Source organism: Streptomyces sp. NPDC012769 (assembly GCF_042901205.1).
Taxonomy (GTDB): domain Bacteria; phylum Actinomycetota; class Actinomycetes; order Streptomycetales; family Streptomycetaceae; genus Streptomyces.
In genome coordinates this window covers 71113-89882 of the sequence record NZ_JBIBCP010000001.1, presented here as the reverse complement: position 1 = coordinate 89882, position 18770 = coordinate 71113, and the positions used below count along the sequence as shown (strand labels likewise).

Below are 18770 nucleotides of genomic sequence, written 5' to 3'. Positions count from 1 at the left end.
CGGCCGATACGGGCCGCCGGGGGAGGATCGCGCAGGTCGTCCGGCCGTCGTCTGCGACCGGCGACGCTCTCGGGCGGCGGGGAACGGGTTGCTCACCGGGCCGGTGCCCGTGTCCAGATGGAAGTCGTAGAAGGAGCGCAGCATGGTCTCGCAGAGGGCCCGAGTCGTCTCCGCGTACATCAGCCCGGGTCCGTCCTTCCTGTCACCGGGGTCGGCACCCCAGCAGACGGCCCGGCGACGTCGGCAGAAACTGTTGGAAGCCGCCCAGAGACTCCGGTAGGCCGTCGACGAAGACCAAGGAGGCGCCTTGGCGACCAGATGGACACCCCGAAGGCCCCTGCCGGGGTAGGGGCGGGCTGTCTGGAGGCTACTCCGAAGCAGGTGCTGCGGGGCAGCGTCGGCGCGGCGTGTCCGGAACGAGCAGTGCCGGATGAGAGACCAGGTGAGGAGGGTCGATGGCAACACCTGCTTGTTCCACGTGACGGGCACTGAGCTTCTTCTCTCAGCTCGATCCAGTCACGCGAGCGTGTCGAGATCGGCGAGGAGATAGGCAACGCCGAGGCCGGTGGTGAGGTATTCCTCGAAGATCCGGTTGTTCAGGGCCCAGGGAGATCGTTTCTGCCGGATGGTCGCGATGGCTGCCGCTGCTTCCTCGCCCGACTCGATGAGCGCCTGCGCAACGACGAGACCGGAGCGGTTGTAGCCGGAGTGGCAGCGGACCAGAACGGCGCGCCCGTCCCGGACGGCCTGGACGGCGGTGCGCGAGAGCCTCTGGACTGTGCGTATCTGCTCGGCGCTGAGCGGGCCGTCTGGAATCTCCGCGACAACGTGATCGATACCCGGACCGGGTCCGTGACCGGGGCGTGTAAACAGGCTGATCACAAGGCCGAACTGGTTCCCAACGACCGCTGCATGGCTCTCGCCCTGCGCATCGGTCCAGTGGTGACCGCCCATCCAAAGTCCAGGTACGACCTCGTTCCAGGGGACGTGCGGGTCGGGAACGCCGCGGCCCTTCTGCCGTGTCTTCACTGGCCCCCCATGTGCCGGGGCAAGGCGGTCAGCCCCACCCAACTCCACGGTTCGATGGTCCGTCGAACCTGCCCCCCACCTGGGAGTTCGCCCGACGCATCAGCGCCCTTCGCCCGATTCTGTGCTCCGCCCAAGGAATGCACCGAGCCGGACGAAGGCCGTAGGGATGAGCCTGCCGGAACTTGGTTCCCAACGGGAAGCGTTCGCGGAAGCCTCACGCTCCCGGAGCGACTTCAAGGCCTGCCTGACCGCACGGCGTGACGAACTGATCGAGCTGATGGACGCCCTGCTCTGCGCAGACGGCCCGGTGACGACGCCTGCGGACCTCACGTTGCTGGCCGAGCGTCGCCGCGGGCACGGCGCGCTGTACGACGCGCTGAATCACGGCCGCGTCGATGCTCGGCAGCTGCGGCGGACACTGGCCAAACTGCCCCAGCCCGCAGCCGCGGACGGGCGACTCGTCCTGGCCGTGGACGTGAGCTGGCTGAGGCCGGACGCCGAGTGCAGCGCGGACAGGCTGTTCTGCCACACCTTCTGCCGCCGCCGGGACCAGCACCTGATGATCCCCGGACGACCGTAGTCGTTCGTCGCCGCTCCAGAATCGGGCCGCACCTCCTGGTGGCGGGCGGTATCCGAAGGACGGCAAGGAGTTCCGCTATGCCAAACCCGAGGCATGGGGCGAGCCGGACGCGGCGACAGCCCGGGCCCCCGACCGCCACGGAACAAGCCGGGCGATGGACTGGGACCGTCTCCACCTCAGGCTCACCACCCGCTCCGCCTGGATCGACCATGACGGCGAACTCCCCATCATCGAAGGGACGCGTATCCGTGTGGAAGTCGACCGCCTGCCCCGCTGCGGAGATCCGCTCCCGCTGTGGCCGTGGTCCTCCGCCACCGGAATGAATGGTGCTGACGTCGATCTGCGCTGGCAGGCGTTCCTGCGGCGCTTCGACATGGAGTACACCCTCCGCATGATCAAGCAGACACTCGGATGGGCCCGGCCGAGCTCCGCACCCCGGCAGCGGCAGACCGGTGGACATGGCTGGTCATGGTCGCGCACATCCAGCTCCGTCTCACCAGGCCACTCGCCGAGGACATCCGCCGGCCCTGGCAGCGGCCGATGGAACCGACCAGGCTCACCCCGGCCAGGGCTCGCCGGGGGTTCAGGAAGTGGGTTTGAGCAGTTCATGACACAGTGGCGCTGGCGGTGCAGTGGGTCACGTGGGCAAGCCACTCGCTGAACGGTCATGGACCGGATCGCCGGTACGGCTGTCTGCGCCGGAGCTGGCCCGCCGCCCGCGCCTTGAGGCCGTTGTCACAGGCAGCGGCTACCTTGCGGCTCGACACAGAACCAAGGCAGATTGCGGGAACAGGAGCGGCCATGGTCGTCGAGGTGGGGTACGCGCAGGCGTGGGACCTGGAGGGTTGTGCGCCCTGGCGGCCGATATCCGCCGAGGAGGCCCGGGAGCGGGATGCCGCCGGGCTTCCGTACGTGGTCGTGTACCGGGAGCCGGGCCGGGAGGCCCCGCTGGAAGTGCGGCTCGTCTCATGGCGGGACCACTACGTCGGGCTGTGGGTCTACGACGCCCAAGGCCGCCGCACCTACGACCTGGACATGCGACTGCTGGACGACCCATCGCGGCTGCTGCGCCGGTACTCCGTCGGCTGGTACTACACCGGCCCCGAGATGGCGGAGTTCGACAAGGCGTGCCCACGCATCACCGTGGACCTCTTCCCGGACGGCAGGGGCCGACGGACGGTGGAGCGGCAGGGACAGGGCGGGGGCTCCTACGCCACCTCGCCCGGACTCCGGAACGACGAGTTCTGGGTGGACCGCCCCGCCTTCGGGGAGTGGCCGCTGCTCTCGGCCCAGGTACACGGGCTGATGGAGCCGCCCGCCTTCGAGGCGGCTGAGGTGGCCGAGGCAGCCGATCCAGGTGATGGAGACGCCCCCGCCACCTGCTGGCGTCCGCCGCGCCCCGCGCAGCCCGGGCCGATCAACGAGTTGTTCCGGCCCGGGGTGCGCGTGACCGACGGATACCACCCCGAGATGACCGTCGTGGAGCCGTGCCGGGTCGGCACCCTGCACGTTCCCAGCGGGCTGCTGGCCGTCTCCGGCCCGGACATCGACCACGGTGACGGGCCGCGCATCACGGTCCCCGTCCCGCCCGGGGAGTACGTACTCGACGAGGCGCGGGTCCGCTTCAGCTACCACTGCGAGTGGCGGGACGCCGAGGTCACGACCACGAAATCCACGGCCGTCCGCCTGCTCGTCAGCGAGACCCCCGCCGCGTCCTGGGAGATGGCCCTCGGTCCGGACGACGATCCCCGGCTGTTCATCGAGCAGCAGATAGCCGGCTTCGACACCGACGGTGCCACCGGCTGCTTCGCCGACGCCGGGGCCTGGGAGCCGCTTATCGCACTCTTCGAGCGGGGGCTGATCCGGGGGAGCCGGATCTGGACGGGTACGAGGACATCGACAACGGTTCCATGTTGATGCAGCGCACCTGGGACGAGGTTTCCGGCGGTGAGCTCATGTCCTTCGCGACGACCGGAGACGGCACCTACCTGGTGTGGGTCGGCCGTTCCGCGGCCGGCGAGGTAGTCGGCGTCGTGGTGCTGGTGGAGGGGATGCCGGAGCTGCTCCCGGAGCGAGACGGAACTCCCACCGATGCGGCTGTGTAGGCAGGGTCCTGCCTGCGGCGGCAGTCGCCAGCCCGCAGCTGACGGCCTCGGTAGCACGGTTCACAACGCTCGGCCCTGGAGCCCGGGGTACGTGTCCCCATCAAGGCTGCGGAGGGTGCCCCCCGAACTCGTGAGCATTGACTTGGTCGCCTTCGGGGTGCCTCCCGCGCTCATCGACAAACGACGTGCGAAGCGAGGCCGGCAGTTCGGGCAGCGGTTCCCCGGGGCCGTCATCGGGTCGATCACGATGGGGCTGTCCGGGAGGGTGCCGGCGAACGGCTTCGGCCCTGCCTCCGCCATCGACGCGCTCTCCCGAGTCGGTGACCCGCCTCCGGACGCGCTGCACCCCCGGGCCGGGCCTGCCGATCGGAGCTGGAGGGTGAGGTCGAGGGCTGGGGCCTGTCTTGCGGATCATGCACCGCGTGCAGGGCGTGATCCGCAAGACAGGCCCCGGCTGCTCCGTTCCCCGCGCGGGGCCCCGTTGTGGTCGACGCCCCACGTGGCTGCCATGATCGGAGCATGTCTTCCGTTTCCCTGCTCGCTGCCCGGGCGGCCCTGCGTGCGCACCTGCAGCGGCACTTTCCCGGGCAGGTCATCGACGAGTTGCCGGGTGTCGACGGGCCCATCGAGGAGCGGGTGCCCGGGTTCCGGGTGTTCCGGATCCATCCCGGTGGGCCGGGCGGGTGGTGGGTGTACGTGACGTCCGGCTGCTGGGCTGCGACCCAGGAGGGCGGGCACGGGGCGGAGTTCTTCCTTGCGGCCCCGCGGGACGACTGGTTGCACCGGGAAAGCCTCACCATGAACGCGTACTACCACTGCGGCCCGGACCGTCAGCGGCTGGACGTGGGGCACACCGTCCCCATCGGCAGGCCGTGGCTCGACGACTCCGCGTGCGACCACTACCTGATCAGCCTGCCGTACCCGTACGGCCCCGACTTCGAGGTCTGTGCCTGGGATGAAACGGCCCACGCCCGCCTCCTGTGGCTGCTGCCTATCACCGAGGCGGAGAAGGACTACCGCCGCGAACACGGCCTCGAGGCCCTGGAGTGTCTCTTCGACGAGCGGGAGATCGACCCGGTCGACCCGCACCGCCCGTCCGTGATTTAGGCCCTTTCTCTCGCATCATCTGATCGTCGGTGGACGTGCGTCGTTGGCTGACGCGCAGTGGGCGCGGATCGAGCCGTTGGCATCGGAGCCGGCTGACCGGCGGGTGGAGTGGGAGACCGACACCTGGTCGCTGGGTGCAGAGGACGAGGACCGGAAGTCGTTGTGCGCTGCCATGGAGCAGACGGTTGCCGGCATCCGGGAACGCATGTGTGAGCCGGGCTTCCAGACGGTGGACGCCTACCTGTTCGAGGGCAGGGGCCCGACCACCGGCAGCGCCTGCGCCTGATCCCCCGCACATCCGCCTCAGCCGGCCGAGCTCCGTGGGCCTTGGCAGCGCCGCAGCCCCGGTACGCGTCGCCGCCGTACCGGGGCACGGCGCGTGCCATGGCACCAGCGCTGTGACCGGAGACGATCAGTGCGTGCGGCAATGGTGCTGTCGATGCAGGCCGGTCCAGCGGGCAGCGCGTCCCGCGTCACCGGTCACGGCCCCGGACGTAGCGAGAGATCGGTGAGCTCCGCGTCCCGGGGTAGGTCGAGGGCGGTCAGGATGGTCGTTGCGACGGATTCAGGAGTCATCCACTTCCCCGGGACGTACTCCCTCCCCTCCTGTGCGTGGATCTTCGCCTGCATCGGCGTGGCCGTGCGACCGGGGTAGACCGAGGTCACCCGGACACCGTGGCTCCGCTCCTCCAGACGGAGCGCGTCCCCGAGGGCGCGCAGTCCGTGCTTGGCAGCCGCGTAGGCGCTCCACCCGGCGTTGGCACGCAGGCCGGCGCCGGAGTTGACGAAGACGACGTGTCCGCGCGCGGCGCGCAGCGCGGGCAGCGCGAGCCGGGTGAGTTCCGCCGGGGCGAGGAGGTTGACCGCCAGGTTCTGCTGCCATACCTCCGTCGTCAGCTCGGCGACCGGTCCCAGGTCCACCACACCGGCGACGAGAAGCAGCGAGTCCACGCGCTCCGGCAGCTCCACGTCCGCCAGAAGCTCCGGTCGTCGCAGATCGGCCACGACGACGCGACTTCCGGGAAACGCGGCGCCGAGCTCTTCGGCACGCGCGTCGTCGCGGGCGAGCAGGACGAGAGCGTCACCCCGTTGGTGGAGCCGCCGCGCGACGGCCGCTCCGATACCGGAGCCGGCCCCGGTGATCACGTGTGTGGTCACGACGGGTCGGCCCCCTTGCGGAAGATGTCCGCGGATCCCAGCCTGCTCCGCCAGAACAGCAGCGGTGGGCCGTCGGTGAGGGGAGCGAAGTCCACCACGCGGCCCACCACGATGTCGTGGGCTCCCTCGGTGACGATCTTCGCCACCTCGCAGTCGAAGTAGCCGAGGGCTCCGGTGAGCACCGGGCTGCCGGTGGCGGGAGACGGCTGCCAGGGCACGCCCGCGAAAGAGTCTTCGCCTCGTGTACGACCGGGTCCGGCGAACCAGCGCGCCAGATCGGCCTGGTCCTCGCCGAGCAGGCTGACGCAGAAGCGCCGGGTGACCTCCAGTTGGTCGAGCAGCCGACCGCCACGCTTGAGGCAGACCAGGACGGAGAGCGGGTCGAGGGAGACGGTGGTGAACGAGTTGACCGTCGTACCGTGCGGGCCGCCGCCCGTCATGGTGGACACCACGGTCACGCCGGTCGGGTACCGGCCGGCCAGGTGGCGAAAGCGCATGGACGGGTCTGCGGTGTCCGGTGTCAGGGAGGCCCCGGCGCTCGCGGGCGGCGACGGATGGACGGGGGCGGTCACCGCGCCACGTCCTGCGTCGCTTCACGCAGCTTCCCCAAGTGGTCCAGGCCGTCGAGGATGCGACGGGGCGGAAGGCCGAAGTCGATGAGGCAGGCCACCTCGTCCACGCCGATCGCCGCCAGCTTCTCCACCACGCGCGCACCGTCCTCCACTGTGCCGAACAGCCCTCCGGTCTCGAAGTACCGGTCGAAGGCGCGGGCGAGTAGGAAATCGAGGTCCTCGGGGTCCAGGGACTCGATGTCGAAGTCGGCGGGGATGTCCGGCATCGACTTGGCGATCAGGTGGAACGAACTGCGCAGATAGTCGGTCATCGGACCGCGGACGGCTTCCCGCACCTCCTCCCGGTCCGCACCGATGAGGGTGTGCAGCATCAGGACCACGTGGCCTCTTCCACCGTCCGTGGCGGCGGCGAAGGCGGCCCGGTACTCGGCTATCTTGCCGGCGAGTTCGTCCAGATCCTGCCCCAGCAGATGCGTCAGCAGACCGGCCTCGAGCTGCCCCGCGGCGCGGAACGTCTCCACCCCGCCGGCGCTGGTGACCCACACCGGCAACTCGTCCTGGACCGGCGGCGGAAACGTCCGGATCTCGGCCGGACGGCCGACACCGTCGGTCACCGTCAGCGACTCGCCGCGCCACAACCGGCGTACGTTCTCGATGGTTTCGGCCATGAGGCTCTTGCGGCCCTCGAAGGCTTCCGGGCGCAGCGAGAAGTCCACGGGATGCCAGCCCGAGGCGAAGGAAACGCCGGCGCGTCCCCCGGAGACGTTGTCGACCACGGACCACTCCTCGGCGATCCGTGCCGGGTGGTGCAGCGGGGCGACGACACTGCCGGCGCGCACGGAGACCCGCTCGGTCACCGCGGCGACGGCCGCCCCGGTCACGGCGGGGTTCGGATACGTCCCCCCGAAGGGATGGAAGTGCCGCTCCGGGGTCCAGACCGCCGTGAAACCGTTGGCGTCCGCGAACCGTGCGCCGGTCATCAACACCTCGTACCGACCCGACTCCGTGTGCTCGGAACTGTCGTTGGCGAAATAGAACAGACTGAAATCCATGAAGTCTCCGATGGAGCTGCGAAAACGGCCCGAACGGGCGATGGCGACAGGGCCGAGAAACGGGAAAGGGCTCCCCCGATGGCGTCGCCGCACACCGGGACGTTACTGCGGTCGAGCAGTCGACGCAAAAAGCCGCGAGAGCCCAATCAAGCGAGTCGATGCCGCTCTGTCAATTGGACGTTGGCACAAAAAGATCTCTCTCTTCTGCGGCTCCTCTCGGTGCTTCCTTCAGACTTCTACGCGAGTTGAAGCTCAGATAAGAGGCAAAGAATGCCAAACCGGTCAACTGTCAAGATCGAGCATTGTGCTAGCATCCCGACCCGTTAACCGGGGGAGAACCATCGTTAACTGTTAATTGTTAACGGTTGACGCGACTTCATTGATTCGCGTTTCAGTGCGTCATTGGCATCGCCCCCCGGAAGCACCCGTCGATTTTTGACCCCCTTGAGAAAGGCTGCTTCCGTGAGAGCCCCCCTCGGCTTTGATTCCGAGCGTCTGCACGAAGTCTTCGAGGCCCAGGCCCGGCGCACCCCGGACCGCGTCGCGGTCGTCTGCGGCCACGAGCGCGTGAGCTACCGCGAACTGGACGAGCGGGCCAACCGGCTCGCCTCCGCCCTGATCGGCCGGGGCGTCCGGCCCGGCTCCCGGGTCGGCGTCTGTCTGGACCGCGACACGTGGCTGATAGCGGGGCTGCTCGCCGTCCTCAAGGCCGGCTGCGCGTACGTCCCCCTCGACCCCGCCTACCCCGATGACCGGCTGGCGCTGATCCGCGAGGACGCCGGCATCGAGCAGGTCATCACCAACCACCGCTACGCGGCCGCACCTTGGCTGTCTGGTGCCAGTGCCCTCGTTCCCGGCTCGGACGAGGTGGCCGCCGCCCGCGCAGACGCGCCGGCGGTCCCCGGCTCTGTCGGTGACGTCGCCTATGTGATCTACACCTCGGGGTCGACCGGACGACCCAAGGGCGTCATGGTGGAACACCGCAACACTCTGCGCCTGGTCGACTGGGCCCTGGGCAGCTACTCGGCGGAGGAGTGGAGCGGCATGCTCGCCGCGACGTCGGTGTGCTTCGACGTCTCGGTCATGGAGCTGTACCCGCCCCTGCTGAGCGGCGGAACGGTCATCCTCGCCGACAACCTGCTCGCGCTGCCCCAGATCCCCGCGCGCGACGAGGTCACCATGATCTGCGGCGTGCCCTCGGCTCTGGCCGTCCTGTGCCGCGAGCCCCTGCCGGCGTCCGTACGCACGGTCAACCCGGCCGGCGAGGCCCTCACCCGCGCCCTGGCCGATCGCATCTACGCCAATCCCGGTGTCCGCCGCGTGGTCAACTGCTACGGCCCCACCGAGGCGACCACCTACTGCCTGGCGGCCGAGGTCGACCGCGACGGCACCGAGGAGCCGGTCATCGGCCGCCCCATCGCCGGTGCCGAAGCCTCCGTGCGCGACGCCGAGGGCAGGCCGCTTCCCGAGGGCGAGGTGGGCGAACTGTGGATCGCCGGCCCCCTCGTGACCCGCGGCTACCACGAACGCCCCGACCTCGCCGCCGAGCGCTTCGTCGACGACCCGGCCGTCCTGGGCGGCAGGGCCTACCGCACCGGTGACCTGGTCCGCGCCGTCGGTGGTGTGCATCACTACCTGGGCCGCATGGACGACCAGGCGAAGGTCCGCGGCTACCGGATCGAACTGGGCGAGATCGAAGCGGTGTTGAGCGCTCACCCCGCCGTGCGCAACGCCGTGGTACTGGCCCCCGCGGACGACGAGGGCGTCCGCTACCTGGCGGGGTACGTGGAGTCGGACGCATCTCAGCCGTCCGAGGACGAGCTGCGCGACCACGTGGCCGCCAGCCTGCCCGCCTACATGGTGCCGTCCCGGATCGTCACCCTGGACGCCATCCCCATGGGCCCGACCGGCAAGGCCGACCGTGCCGCCCTACCCTCCGTCGCCCCTCGCCGGGAGCAGCGGGCCGAACACGTCGCGCCCCGCGACGAGACCGAGGCGGAACTGGCCGCGCTGGTCACCGAGGTGCTCGACGTCGCCACGGTCGGGGTCCTGGACCGGTTCGCGGACCTCGGCGGGCACTCCCTCGCCGCCGCCCGTCTGAGCGCCGCCATCCGCCAGAAGTTCCACGTCACCCTGCCCTTCGCCGACCTTCTGAAGGCGCAGACCGTGGAAGCCATGGCCCGGTGCGTCCGCGACGCCGCGGGCACGGACACCGGCTTCGCCTCGTCCGCCGTCCCCGTCCGCCAGGCCAGCCGGCGCACCTTCCCGCTCACCGACGCCCAGCGCGACTTCTGGACCATGCGCCAGCTCAACGGTGCCTCCGGGCTCACCACGGTGGCAGCCCGCCTGCGGGTCACCGGCCCGGTCGACACCGACGCGCTGCGCCGCGCCCTGCTGACCGTCACCGAGCGACACGAGGTGCTGCGCACCCGCTTCGTCGAGCGGGACGGCACGCTCGTCGCCGAGGTGTGCGACCCGCTGCCCGTGCCGGTCACCGAGCACGACCTCGGCCACCTGACCGGCGAGGAGCGCGCCGCACGGGCGACCGCGGTGGAACGGGCGGCCGCCGGCCACCACTTCGACGTCGCCACCGAGACGCCGCTGCTGCGCGCCGAGTTCGTCCGGCACACCGCCACCGAGGCCGAACTCGTCGTCGTGGCCGACCACCTGGCCTTCGACGGCTGGTCCGTCGGCCTCTTCATGGCAGAGCTCGCCGAGCTGCTCGACGGCTCCGCGCCCGTCGCGGCGACGCCCCTTCAAGTGGGTGACCTCGCCGTCCACGAAACCGTGGCCTTCCCCCGGCACGCAGAAGAGAACGCCGCCTTCTGGAAGAAGGAACTGGCCGGAGCCACCGCCCCGCACGACGTGCCGGGCACCGTCCGCGCCGCCGCCGACGGCGGCACCCCGCAGGAACTGGGACGTCTCGTACGACCGCTGCCCGTGGGCATGGCGACGCAGGCGGAGGCGTTCGCCGCCGCGCACTCCGTCAGTCCGTTCGCCGTGTACCTCGCGGCCACCGGCCTGCTCGTCGCCCGGCTGATCGGCCGCTCCGACACCCTGATCGGCGCCGCCCACGCCCGCCGCACCGCTCCCGGGTCCGAGCGGCTCGTTGGCCCCCTCGTCGGGATCCTGCCGCTGCGGGTCGACATCCCGGCCGGTGCGTCCTTCCGCAAGCTCGCCGAGCAGGCGGCGGACACCACCCTGCGCGCCCTCTCCCACTGCGACCTCCCCGCGGACCGGATCATCGAGGCGATCGAGCGCCCGCACGGTGCACCCGCCACGCCTGTTGTCGTCAGCATGCAGCCTTCCGAGGTTCCCGTCGCCGTCAAGCAGGGCGCCGTGACCGTGGAGCTGCTCGGCGAACTCCGTAGCGGCGGCGCCTTCAGCGACCTGGCGCTCTTCTTCAACCGGACGGTGGACGGAGAGGAACTGGTCCTCGAGTACAACGGCAGCCGTTTCACCGAGGCCGACGCCGAACGCTTCCTCGACCGGCTCCTCGGCGTCCTGGCCACCGCGTTGCGGGATCCCGACCGCCCCGCCTCCGGCTTCGACGTCCTGTACGCGGACGAGCGCGAGGCCCTGCTGCGGGCCGGTTCCGGCGACGCGTCCGTCGGCACCGTCCGCGGCCTGGTGTCGTCCGTGCTCGACCGCGCCCGTACGAGCCCCGGGGCCACCGCCGTCACGGGCCCGGCCGGGGAACTGACGTACCGGGAACTCGACGAGTACTCCGCCCGGCTCGCCGCGTTCCTGCACGGCGAAGCCCAAGGCCGGGGTTCCGTGGTCGGAGTGTGTCTGGAGGCCGGGCACCTCCTGCCCGCCGCGCTGCTCGGCGTGGCCCGGTCCGGGGCCGCGTATCTGCCGCTGGACCTGGAGCACCCGGTCGAGCGCCTCGCCCACCAGCTCGACGACAGCGGCGCCCGCCTCGTCGTCGCCGCCGGCGCGGGTCTGGCCACCGCTCGCGCGCTCGCCTCCGACGCCACCGGCGTCCGCGTCGTGGATCTCGCCGACGTCCTCGCCACCGCGTCGGCCGAGAACGCCCCCGAGCGGCTGCCCGCGCCGGAGGACATCGCGTACCTCCTCTACACCTCCGGATCCACCGGTCGCCCCAAGGGCGTCGAGGTGACCCACGGCAACCTCGCCGTCCATCTCGGCGGCATGCACCAGGCGTTCGGGCTGCGTACCTCGGACGTGATGCTCACGGTCGCCGGAGTCTCCTTCGACGTGGCCCACCTCGGCATCTGGTTCCCGCTCACCACCGGCGCCCGCTGTGTCATGGTCGAGCAGGCGTGCGCCGTCGACGGATACCTGCTCACCGAGCGCATCGGCGCCACCGGCGTCACCGTCCTGCAGGGCACCCCCACACTGCTGCGCACCCTGGCCGCGGTGGAGTGGCCCGGCGGCCCCGGTCTGCGGGTGATGAGTGGCGGTGAGGCGCTCGACCCGGCCCTCGCCGGCCGTCTGCTGCCCCGAGTGGCCGAACTGTGGAACATGTACGGCCCGACCGAGGCGACCATCTGGGCCACCGCCCACCGCATCACCGCGGACGACGTCGCCGCCGGGCTCATCCCTCTCGGCCGGCCACTGCCCCACTACCGCGTCCACGTCCTCGACGACCACGGGCGGCTCGCCCCGTACGGAGTCACCGGCGAACTGTGGATCGCCGGCCGGGGCGTCGCCCTCGGCTACCGCAACCGACCGGACCTGACCGACGCCGCCTTCCAGGGCGACCCCCTCGTCCCGGGCGAGCGCCGGTACCGGACCGGAGACCTGGCCCGATGGCTGCCCGACGGGCGGCTGGAGATCCTCGGCCGCCGTGACCACCAGGTGAAGCTCCGCGGCTACCGCGTCGAACTCGGCGAGATCGAGACGGCACTGCGCGCGCATCCCGCCGTCGCCGACGCCGTGGTGACCGTCGTACGGGACGGCGACGCACACCTCGCCGGCTACGTCGTCTGGCGCGGCGAGCCCGCGGGCCTGCGGGCCCTGGAGGAGCACCTGCGCGAGACCCTGCCCGAGTACATGGTTCCGCACCGCTGGCTGGAGATGGACGCCCTGCCGACGCTGCCCAGCGGCAAGGTCGACCGCGCGCGACTGCCGGAGCCCGGCGCGGCCGAGGAGACCGCTCCCAGCGGTCCCCGCCCGCTGCCGGACGGCCCCGTCGCCGTACTGGTCGCCTCCGTCTGGTCCGACGTGCTGAAGACGGAACACGTCTATTCCGACGACGACTTCTTCGCCCTGGGAGGCCACTCCTTCGCCGCCACCATGGTGATGGGCAGACTGCGTACCGCGCTCGGCCACCGCATGCCCGTCCGCATGCTGTTCGACCACCCGGTCCTTTCCGCGTTCGCCGCCCAGGTGGAAGCCGCCGCGCTCGCCGCGCTGGAGGAAGCGCACCGGAACGGAGCCGACGCATGACCGGCCCCGCCGATCTGCGGGCGCTGCTCGCCGCCCGCGCCGCCGCCGCGCTGAAGCCCGAGGCCGATGTCATCCCCCGCCGGCCGGACCCCTCGTCCCCGGCACCGCTGACCCCGGGCCAGCGAGCCATGTGGCTGCACTCCCAGTACGACACGGAGAGCGCCGCGTACACCGTGCCCTTCGTCCTGAGGTTCCGGGGCAGGCTCGAACCCGCGGCCATGATCGCGGCCGTCCGCCGCCTCACGGATCTCCACCCCGTCCTACGCAGCACCGTCGAGGCCCTGGCCGACGGCACCGTGCACGCGGTGCCCCGGCCTGCGGGCGACGTCCCCGTCGCCCACCGCGCGATCCGTGCCGAGCACCTCGACGAGGAGGTGCAGCAGGTGCTCGGGACGCCGTTCGACCTCGCCCACGAGACGCCGACGCGGGCATGCCTGCTCCGGGTGACCGACGAGGACCACGTCCTGGTCATCGCCATCCACCACATCGCGGCCGACGCCTACGCCCGCGCCACCGTCATCGACGACCTGGCGCGCTGCTACGCGGCGGAACTGGGCGGCCCGGAGCCGGCCCCGCCCGAGCTCCACTACGCGGACCTCGCCGCCTGGCGGCAGGCCCGCGGCGACGACCCCGAGGAAGACCTCCACTGGTGGGCGTCCCGCCTGGCGGGGCTGCTGCCGGTCCTCGAGCTGCCCACCGACCGGCCCCGAGAACACGCCGGATGGCAGGCCGGCGAAGTACCGCTCGTCCTGGACGCGGAGACCACCGCGCGGCTCCGCGCCTTCGCCGCCGCTGCCGGATGCTCCCCCTTCATGGTGCTGCTGACGGTGGTGCAGGTGCTGCTCAGCAAGATCTCCGGAAGCACCGACATACCCGTCGGCGTACCGGAAGCCGGGCGACACCACCCCGCCACGCAGGGCATGGTCGGCTGCTTCCTGAACACGCTCGTCGTCCGCACCGACGTGGCCGGCGAGCGCACCTGGCGCGATCTGTTGCGCCAGGTGCGCGACACGTGCCTGGACGCCTTCGCACACGCGGAGACACCCTTCGGCGACGTGGTCGCCCACCTCCGCCCGGAGCGGCCGGCCGGTACGACTCCGGTGTTCCAGGTGCTGCTCAACGTCTTCGACGCCGCCCGAGCTCAGGCCGACTTCCCCGGCCTGCGCCTGGAGGAACTCGACAGCCGCATCACGACGGCCAAGTTCGACCTGGCATGGCACCTCGTCGACCACGGTGACGCGGGCCTCAAGGGAGCCCTGGTCTACCGGGCGGAACTGTTCCGTGACGCGTTCGCGGACCGGCTCGCCGAGTGGTTCCGCGTCCTGCTGGACGCCCTCCTCCGCGACCCCGACCAGCCCGTCGCCGAGGCGCCGCTCGCCGACGTGGCCGAACCGGCCGCCGCGGGCCCCGCCCTGGCGAGGCCCGCACCGGACCCGGTCCACCGGCAGATCGAGCGCTGGGCCCGGCTCACCCCCGACGCCGTCGCGGTCACCGGCGCCGACGGCTCTCTCACGTACGCCGAACTCGACGAGGCGGCCCGCGCGATCGCTGAGCGCATCGGCGCTCTGCACAGCGGTGCCGCCCGTCCGGTGGGCGTGATGATGGAGCGGGGCCGCTCCCTCGTCGCCGCCCTCCTCGGCGTGCTGCGCACGGGGGCGCCGTACATCGCCGTCGACCCGGCCTACCCGCCGGACCGGACCGCCCGCATGCTGGCCGCCGCCGGGGCCGAGGTGCTCCTCACCGACGGATCCCGCGACGCTGCACAGGATTACGGGGTGCCTCACCTCGTGGACGTCGGCCGGCTGCCGGCGCCCTCCGAGGGCACGCCGCACGGGGAGCCGTCCGCCGAGGTACGACCCGAGGACCCCGTCTACGTTTTGTTCACCTCCGGCTCGACCGGCGAGCCCAAGGGCGTCGTGGTCGAGCACCGGCACCTGGCGCACTACGTGGCCGCCTTCCAGCAGCTCATGGAAGGTTCCCTGAGCGAAGTCCCGTCCTTCGCGCTGGTGTCGACCATCGCGGCCGACCTCGGTCTGACGAACGTCTTCGGCGCGCTCACTGGGGGCGGGACCCTGCATCTGCTCGACCGTGAGACCGCCACCGACCCGGCCGCGTACGCCGCGTATCTCGCGGCCCACCGGGTGGACGCCATCAAGATGGTGCCCAGCCACCTGGAGATGCTCGCCGCCCACGGCGACCTCGCCGCCCTGCTGCCACGGCGGCTCCTCGTCCTGGCCGGTGAGCCGTGCCCATGGAAGCTGGTGGACCGCATCCACGAGGTCCGACCGGAGCTGATCGTGCACGTCCACTACGGGCCCACCGAGACCACCGTCTCGGTGCTCGGCGGAGACGTCCGGGAGGTGCCCGCCGCCGCCCGCGGTGCGGCCGTCCCACTCGGTCGTCCCCTCGCCGGGGTCCGCTGCCATGTCGTCGACCCCTCCGGTAAGCCGCTGCCCGTGGGCGTTCCCGGAGAGCTCTGGGTCGGCGGCCCGACGGTCGCGCGGGGCTACCTCGGCCGCGACGACCTGACGGCCGAGCGTTTCGTGGCGGATCCGCTCGGGGACGGCCGCTGCTACCGCACCGGTGACCGGGTGCGCGTGCGCGAGGACGGTCTTGTGGAGTTCCTCGGCCGGCTCGACGACCAGGTCAAGGTGCGCGGCTTCCGCGTCGAACTCGCCGAGGTCGCCTCCGCCCTGCGCGACGTGCCCGGCGTGGAGGAGGCCGTCGTGCTGCCGGTCGGCGACTCCCACGACCGCAGACTCGCCGCCTGGATCACCGGCCCCGCGGACGCCGCGGCGGTCCGGGCCGCGCTCCGCGGGCGCCTGCCGGACTACATGGTGCCGGCCACCGTCACCCCGCTGGCCGCCCTGCCGCTCAACCCCAACGGCAAGGTCGACCGCAAGGCCCTGCCCGTGCCGGATCCGGCGGCTGACGACAGCGCCCACGTCCCCCTGGCCACCGCCACCGAGAAGCACGTGGCCGAGGTGTGGCAGCGGGTTCTGGGCATCGAACGCGTCGGCGCGGAGGACGACTTCTTCGCGCTGGGTGGCAACTCCTTCCAGGCCGTCCTGGCCATCCGCGAGACCGACCGCGCGCTGCGGGTGATCGACCTGTTCACCCACCCCACCGTGCGCGGCCTCGCCACCGTTCTCGACCGCCTCGACGAGCAGGCGCGGACGGCGACCGAACACCCCACGGGAGCCGATCGTCCACCGATGCTGCACCGCCTGGGCGCCGAGCCCGCCGACCCGGACGCCCCGACGCTCGTGTGCATTCCCTACGGCGGCGGGTCGGGTGCGGCCTATCAGCCGCTGGCCGAGGCACTCGCCGGACGTGCGCGGCTGCTCGCCGCCGAACTGCCGGGCCACGATCCGGCCGACCCCGAGCAGCACCTGCTGAGCGTGGCGAAGACGGCGGAGCTCCTCGCCGAGGAGATCACGGCCCTCGGAGTGGCGCCGGTTCTCTACGGGCACAGTGCCGGAGCCGCCCTCGCCACCGCCGTGGCCCTGCGTCTGGAGCGGCTCGGGCACCGCGTCCGCGGCCTCGTCGTCGGCGCCAGGCTGCCGGGCCCGGGGCCCGACGCGATCGCACCGTCGGATGTGCCGGACGACGCCTACCTCGCCGACCTGCGGACTGCCGGAGCGCTGCCCGAAGGCGCCGATGCCGCGTTCGTGCGCAGCGTCGTCCGTGCGCTGCGCCACGACGCCCAGCAGGCCCGCACCTGGTTCGACGAGACCGGTGTCCCGTACGAACAGCGCCTCCGATCCCCGCTGTTGTGCGTGGTCGGCGCGCACGACGAGGGGACCGCCGGACACGGCACGCGGTTTCGTGAGTGGGAGCGATACGCGCGCGGCGTCGAACACCAGGTCGTCCCGGACGGCGGCCACTACTTCCTGAAGCACCGGGCGGACGCCCTCGCCGCCCTCCTCACCGAGCGACTGCACGAGTGGGGCGACCCCCTTGCCCCGGGCGTCCCCACCCGAAAGGAGTCCGACCGTGCCTCGTGAAGCCACCGGCCGACGCAGGAGGAACGAGGTGGCCGTACCGGTCGTCCTGGACTACCTGCTGTCCCACCTCGGGTTCTACTGCCTCCTGCCCGTGCTGCCCCTGCTGCTGGCCAAGATGCACCCGGGCACCGGCGCCCTGCTCATCGGCACCGCGCTGTTCACCTTCACGTTCACCTACAAGGGCGCGTCCCTGTTCTGCGCGGGGCTGCTCCAACGGCTGCCCATCCGGGTCGCGATACCCGGCGGACTCACCCTCGCCGGACTGGGGTTCGCCCTGCTGCCGCTGTCGCCGCATCCCCTCGTCACCCTCTGCTTCCTCGTCCTGGCCGGCGTCGGGATCAGCGTCAACGGCATCACGGCGCGGATGTACGTGGCGATCGCGCTGGAATCGCCCGGTGACCGCAACTCGGTCTTCGCCGGTATCCAGGTGGCCATCAACGTGTCCGCCGCCGTCGGGCCGATCATCGCCAACTTCCTGCTGGACGGCCCCCACCAGGCACGCCTACTCCTACTGGTCGCGGTGATCTACTGGGCGTCGGCCGCGGTCATGACCGCGTTCGTCCCGAGCGGCCTGCGCCCCGGCGACCAGGACGCCCGCAAGCCGCTCAAGCTGGGACTGCTCAAGGCCATGGTCACCGACCCCGGTGTCCGGGCCGTCTCGGCCGTCGCGCTGGCGGGCAGCTTCCTGTACGGCCAGTTCTTCTCGGCCTTCGCCATCCACGTCACGCACATCGCGGACTCGGCGGCGGAGAAGGCCAGTTTCTTCACGCTCAACGCGGTGCTGATCGTGGTGCTGCAGATGGCCGTCTCCGCGTACACCAACCGGGGCCTGGAGCGGAGCCACACCCCCATGCGCTTTCTGCTCCAGGGGATCGCGGTCTTCGGTCTGTCCTTCGTCCCTCTCTCGGTCGGAGGCGCGGGTCTGGTGGCCGCGTACGCGGCCGTGACCCTGTTCTCCGTCGCCGAGATGCTCTTCACTCCCATGGTGAGCACGGCGTTCGCCGAGTTCGGTGCCGACCGCCCCATGGTGGAGGTGTTCAACTTCCGCCAGGTCGCGTCCACCGCGGGAGAATCGCTCGGCACCTTCGCCGGCGGCGCGCTGTTCACCACCGCCGCCCTGCACGGCCTGCAGTCGGCCTACTGGGGCGCCCTGACCGTCGTGGGCCTCGCCGTGCCGGCGTGTTCGCTGCTGCGCCGACGAGGCCGTCGGCAGCTGCCCGGTCCCGTGGAGGAGGACACCCGCGAGCCGTCCCTTACGTCCTCGTAACGGCTCGGGACCTGTCCTTCCGAGGAGCTCACGCGCGCCGCCTTGGAACAGGGACGGGTGCCGTTCGCCCGCGAGCGGCACCCGGAGGACGGAAGCGCGCCGGTCGTGACAGGTCGAAGCCGCGACCCACGCGGCAGCGTCGGGACCGGAAGTCCACACCGTCATCGAGCCCGCATCGGGCATACATCGGCAGCTCTCCCCAGCGGGCCTGTACAACCCCGGTCGCGGAGAGCACCCGCCTGCGGGCAGTCAGGACGAAGAGAGCGCCACCGGGACCGCGCGCGGGGTGGACGGCTCGATATCTTTCCCAGTACAGGACATGCGGCCACGCCGCTCACCAAGGAGGTTGCGATGACGGGGGAACCGATGCGTCGCCCGGCCGGGGCCGTCTGGTTAGGACAGGCCCGCTCGGCGTGCTCGCACGCCGAGCCGACGAGCCGCTCCGGACACGGAGCGGCGTTGCTGTCAGCCGACTCGA

At 71.5% G+C, this 18770-nt stretch carries 11 protein-coding genes and 1 pseudogene; 8 read left to right on the top strand and 4 right to left on the bottom strand.

The genetic code is table 11. The features are described from left to right. Positions 1–516 precede the first annotated feature (516 nt). Positions 517–1029 carry a protein phosphatase gene (locus ACFY7C_RS00430; RefSeq protein WP_389641512.1) on the bottom strand — a complete coding sequence of 171 codons (513 nt, stop codon included), beginning with the start codon at positions 1027–1029 and terminating at the stop codon, positions 517–519. A 166-nt stretch (positions 1030–1195) separates the two neighbouring features. On the opposite strand from ACFY7C_RS00430, the pseudogene ACFY7C_RS00425 reads away from it, so the two are divergent. The 5 genes and pseudogenes from ACFY7C_RS00425 to ACFY7C_RS00405 form a co-directional block, all read left to right on the top strand. Next, positions 1196–2197 (top strand): annotated as a pseudogene (locus tag ACFY7C_RS00425) (transposase); the annotation flags it as partial. A 213-nt stretch (positions 2198–2410) separates the two neighbouring features. Then, positions 2411–3526 (top strand): DUF4241 domain-containing protein, encoded by a 1116-nt coding sequence (locus tag ACFY7C_RS00420; RefSeq protein WP_389641510.1) that lies wholly within the window; start codon positions 2411–2413, stop codon positions 3524–3526. Further along, positions 3520–3714 (top strand): hypothetical protein, encoded by a 195-nt coding sequence (locus ACFY7C_RS00415; protein ID WP_389641508.1) that lies wholly within the window; start codon positions 3520–3522, stop codon positions 3712–3714. Before ACFY7C_RS00420 ends, ACFY7C_RS00415 begins: the two co-directional genes overlap by 7 nt. Before the next feature lie 519 nt (positions 3715–4233). Then, positions 4234–4821, top strand: a complete 588-nt coding sequence (locus tag ACFY7C_RS00410; RefSeq protein WP_389641506.1) for a suppressor of fused domain protein — start codon at positions 4234–4236, stop codon at positions 4819–4821. Positions 4822–4864: 43 nt separating this feature from the next. After that, on the top strand, positions 4865–5107 hold the full coding sequence (locus tag ACFY7C_RS00405) for a hypothetical protein (RefSeq protein ID WP_389641504.1): 243 nt from the start codon (positions 4865–4867) through the stop codon (positions 5105–5107). A gap of 194 nt (positions 5108–5301) precedes the next feature. On the opposite strand, the gene ACFY7C_RS00400 is transcribed toward ACFY7C_RS00405, so the two are convergent. The 3 genes from ACFY7C_RS00400 to ACFY7C_RS00390 form a co-directional block, all read right to left on the bottom strand. After that, positions 5302–5979, bottom strand: coding sequence for an SDR family oxidoreductase (locus ACFY7C_RS00400; RefSeq protein WP_389641502.1), 678 nt, complete (start codon positions 5977–5979; stop codon positions 5302–5304). Then, positions 5976–6476: a flavin reductase family protein gene (locus ACFY7C_RS00395; protein ID WP_389641500.1), complete on the bottom strand. Its 501-nt coding sequence runs from the start codon at positions 6474–6476 to the stop codon at positions 5976–5978. Before ACFY7C_RS00395 ends, ACFY7C_RS00400 begins: the two co-directional genes overlap by 4 nt. A 71-nt stretch (positions 6477–6547) precedes the next feature. Further along, positions 6548–7603 (bottom strand): MupA/Atu3671 family FMN-dependent luciferase-like monooxygenase, encoded by a 1056-nt coding sequence (locus ACFY7C_RS00390; RefSeq protein WP_389641498.1) that lies wholly within the window; start codon positions 7601–7603, stop codon positions 6548–6550. Positions 7604–8065: 462 nt separating this feature from the next. Between ACFY7C_RS00390 and ACFY7C_RS00385 the strand changes: the two genes are divergently transcribed. From ACFY7C_RS00385 to ACFY7C_RS00375, 3 genes are read left to right on the top strand one after another with little or no spacing between them, the layout of a single operon-like run. Then, on the top strand, positions 8066–13018 hold the full coding sequence (locus tag ACFY7C_RS00385; RefSeq protein ID WP_389641496.1) for an amino acid adenylation domain-containing protein: 4953 nt from the start codon (positions 8066–8068) through the stop codon (positions 13016–13018). Further along, positions 13015–17025: an amino acid adenylation domain-containing protein gene (locus tag ACFY7C_RS00380; RefSeq protein ID WP_389641494.1), complete on the top strand. Its 4011-nt coding sequence runs from the start codon at positions 13015–13017 to the stop codon at positions 17023–17025. Before ACFY7C_RS00385 ends, ACFY7C_RS00380 begins: the two co-directional genes overlap by 4 nt. Continuing rightward, positions 17015–18292: an MFS transporter gene (locus ACFY7C_RS00375; protein WP_389641492.1), complete on the top strand. Its 1278-nt coding sequence runs from the start codon at positions 17015–17017 to the stop codon at positions 18290–18292. Before ACFY7C_RS00380 ends, ACFY7C_RS00375 begins: the two co-directional genes overlap by 11 nt. The last annotated feature ends 478 nt before the right edge of the window (positions 18293–18770 follow it).

What these genes read in the sequence shown, in the direction of transcription:
- ACFY7C_RS00420 (WP_389641510.1), top strand. Translation starts at nt 2,411, where the DNA reads ATGGTCGTCGAGGTGGGGTACGCGCAGGCGTGGGACCTGGAGGGTTGT.
- ACFY7C_RS00415 (WP_389641508.1), top strand. Translation starts at nt 3,520, where the DNA reads ATGTTGATGCAGCGCACCTGGGACGAGGTTTCCGGCGGTGAGCTCATG.
- ACFY7C_RS00410 (WP_389641506.1), top strand. Translation starts at nt 4,234, where the DNA reads ATGTCTTCCGTTTCCCTGCTCGCTGCCCGGGCGGCCCTGCGTGCGCAC.
- ACFY7C_RS00395 (WP_389641500.1), bottom strand. Translation starts at nt 6,476, where the DNA reads ATGCGCTTTCGCCACCTGGCCGGCCGGTACCCGACCGGCGTGACCGTG.
- ACFY7C_RS00390 (WP_389641498.1), bottom strand. Translation starts at nt 7,603, where the DNA reads ATGGATTTCAGTCTGTTCTATTTCGCCAACGACAGTTCCGAGCACACG.
- ACFY7C_RS00380 (WP_389641494.1), top strand. Translation starts at nt 13,015, where the DNA reads ATGACCGGCCCCGCCGATCTGCGGGCGCTGCTCGCCGCCCGCGCCGCC.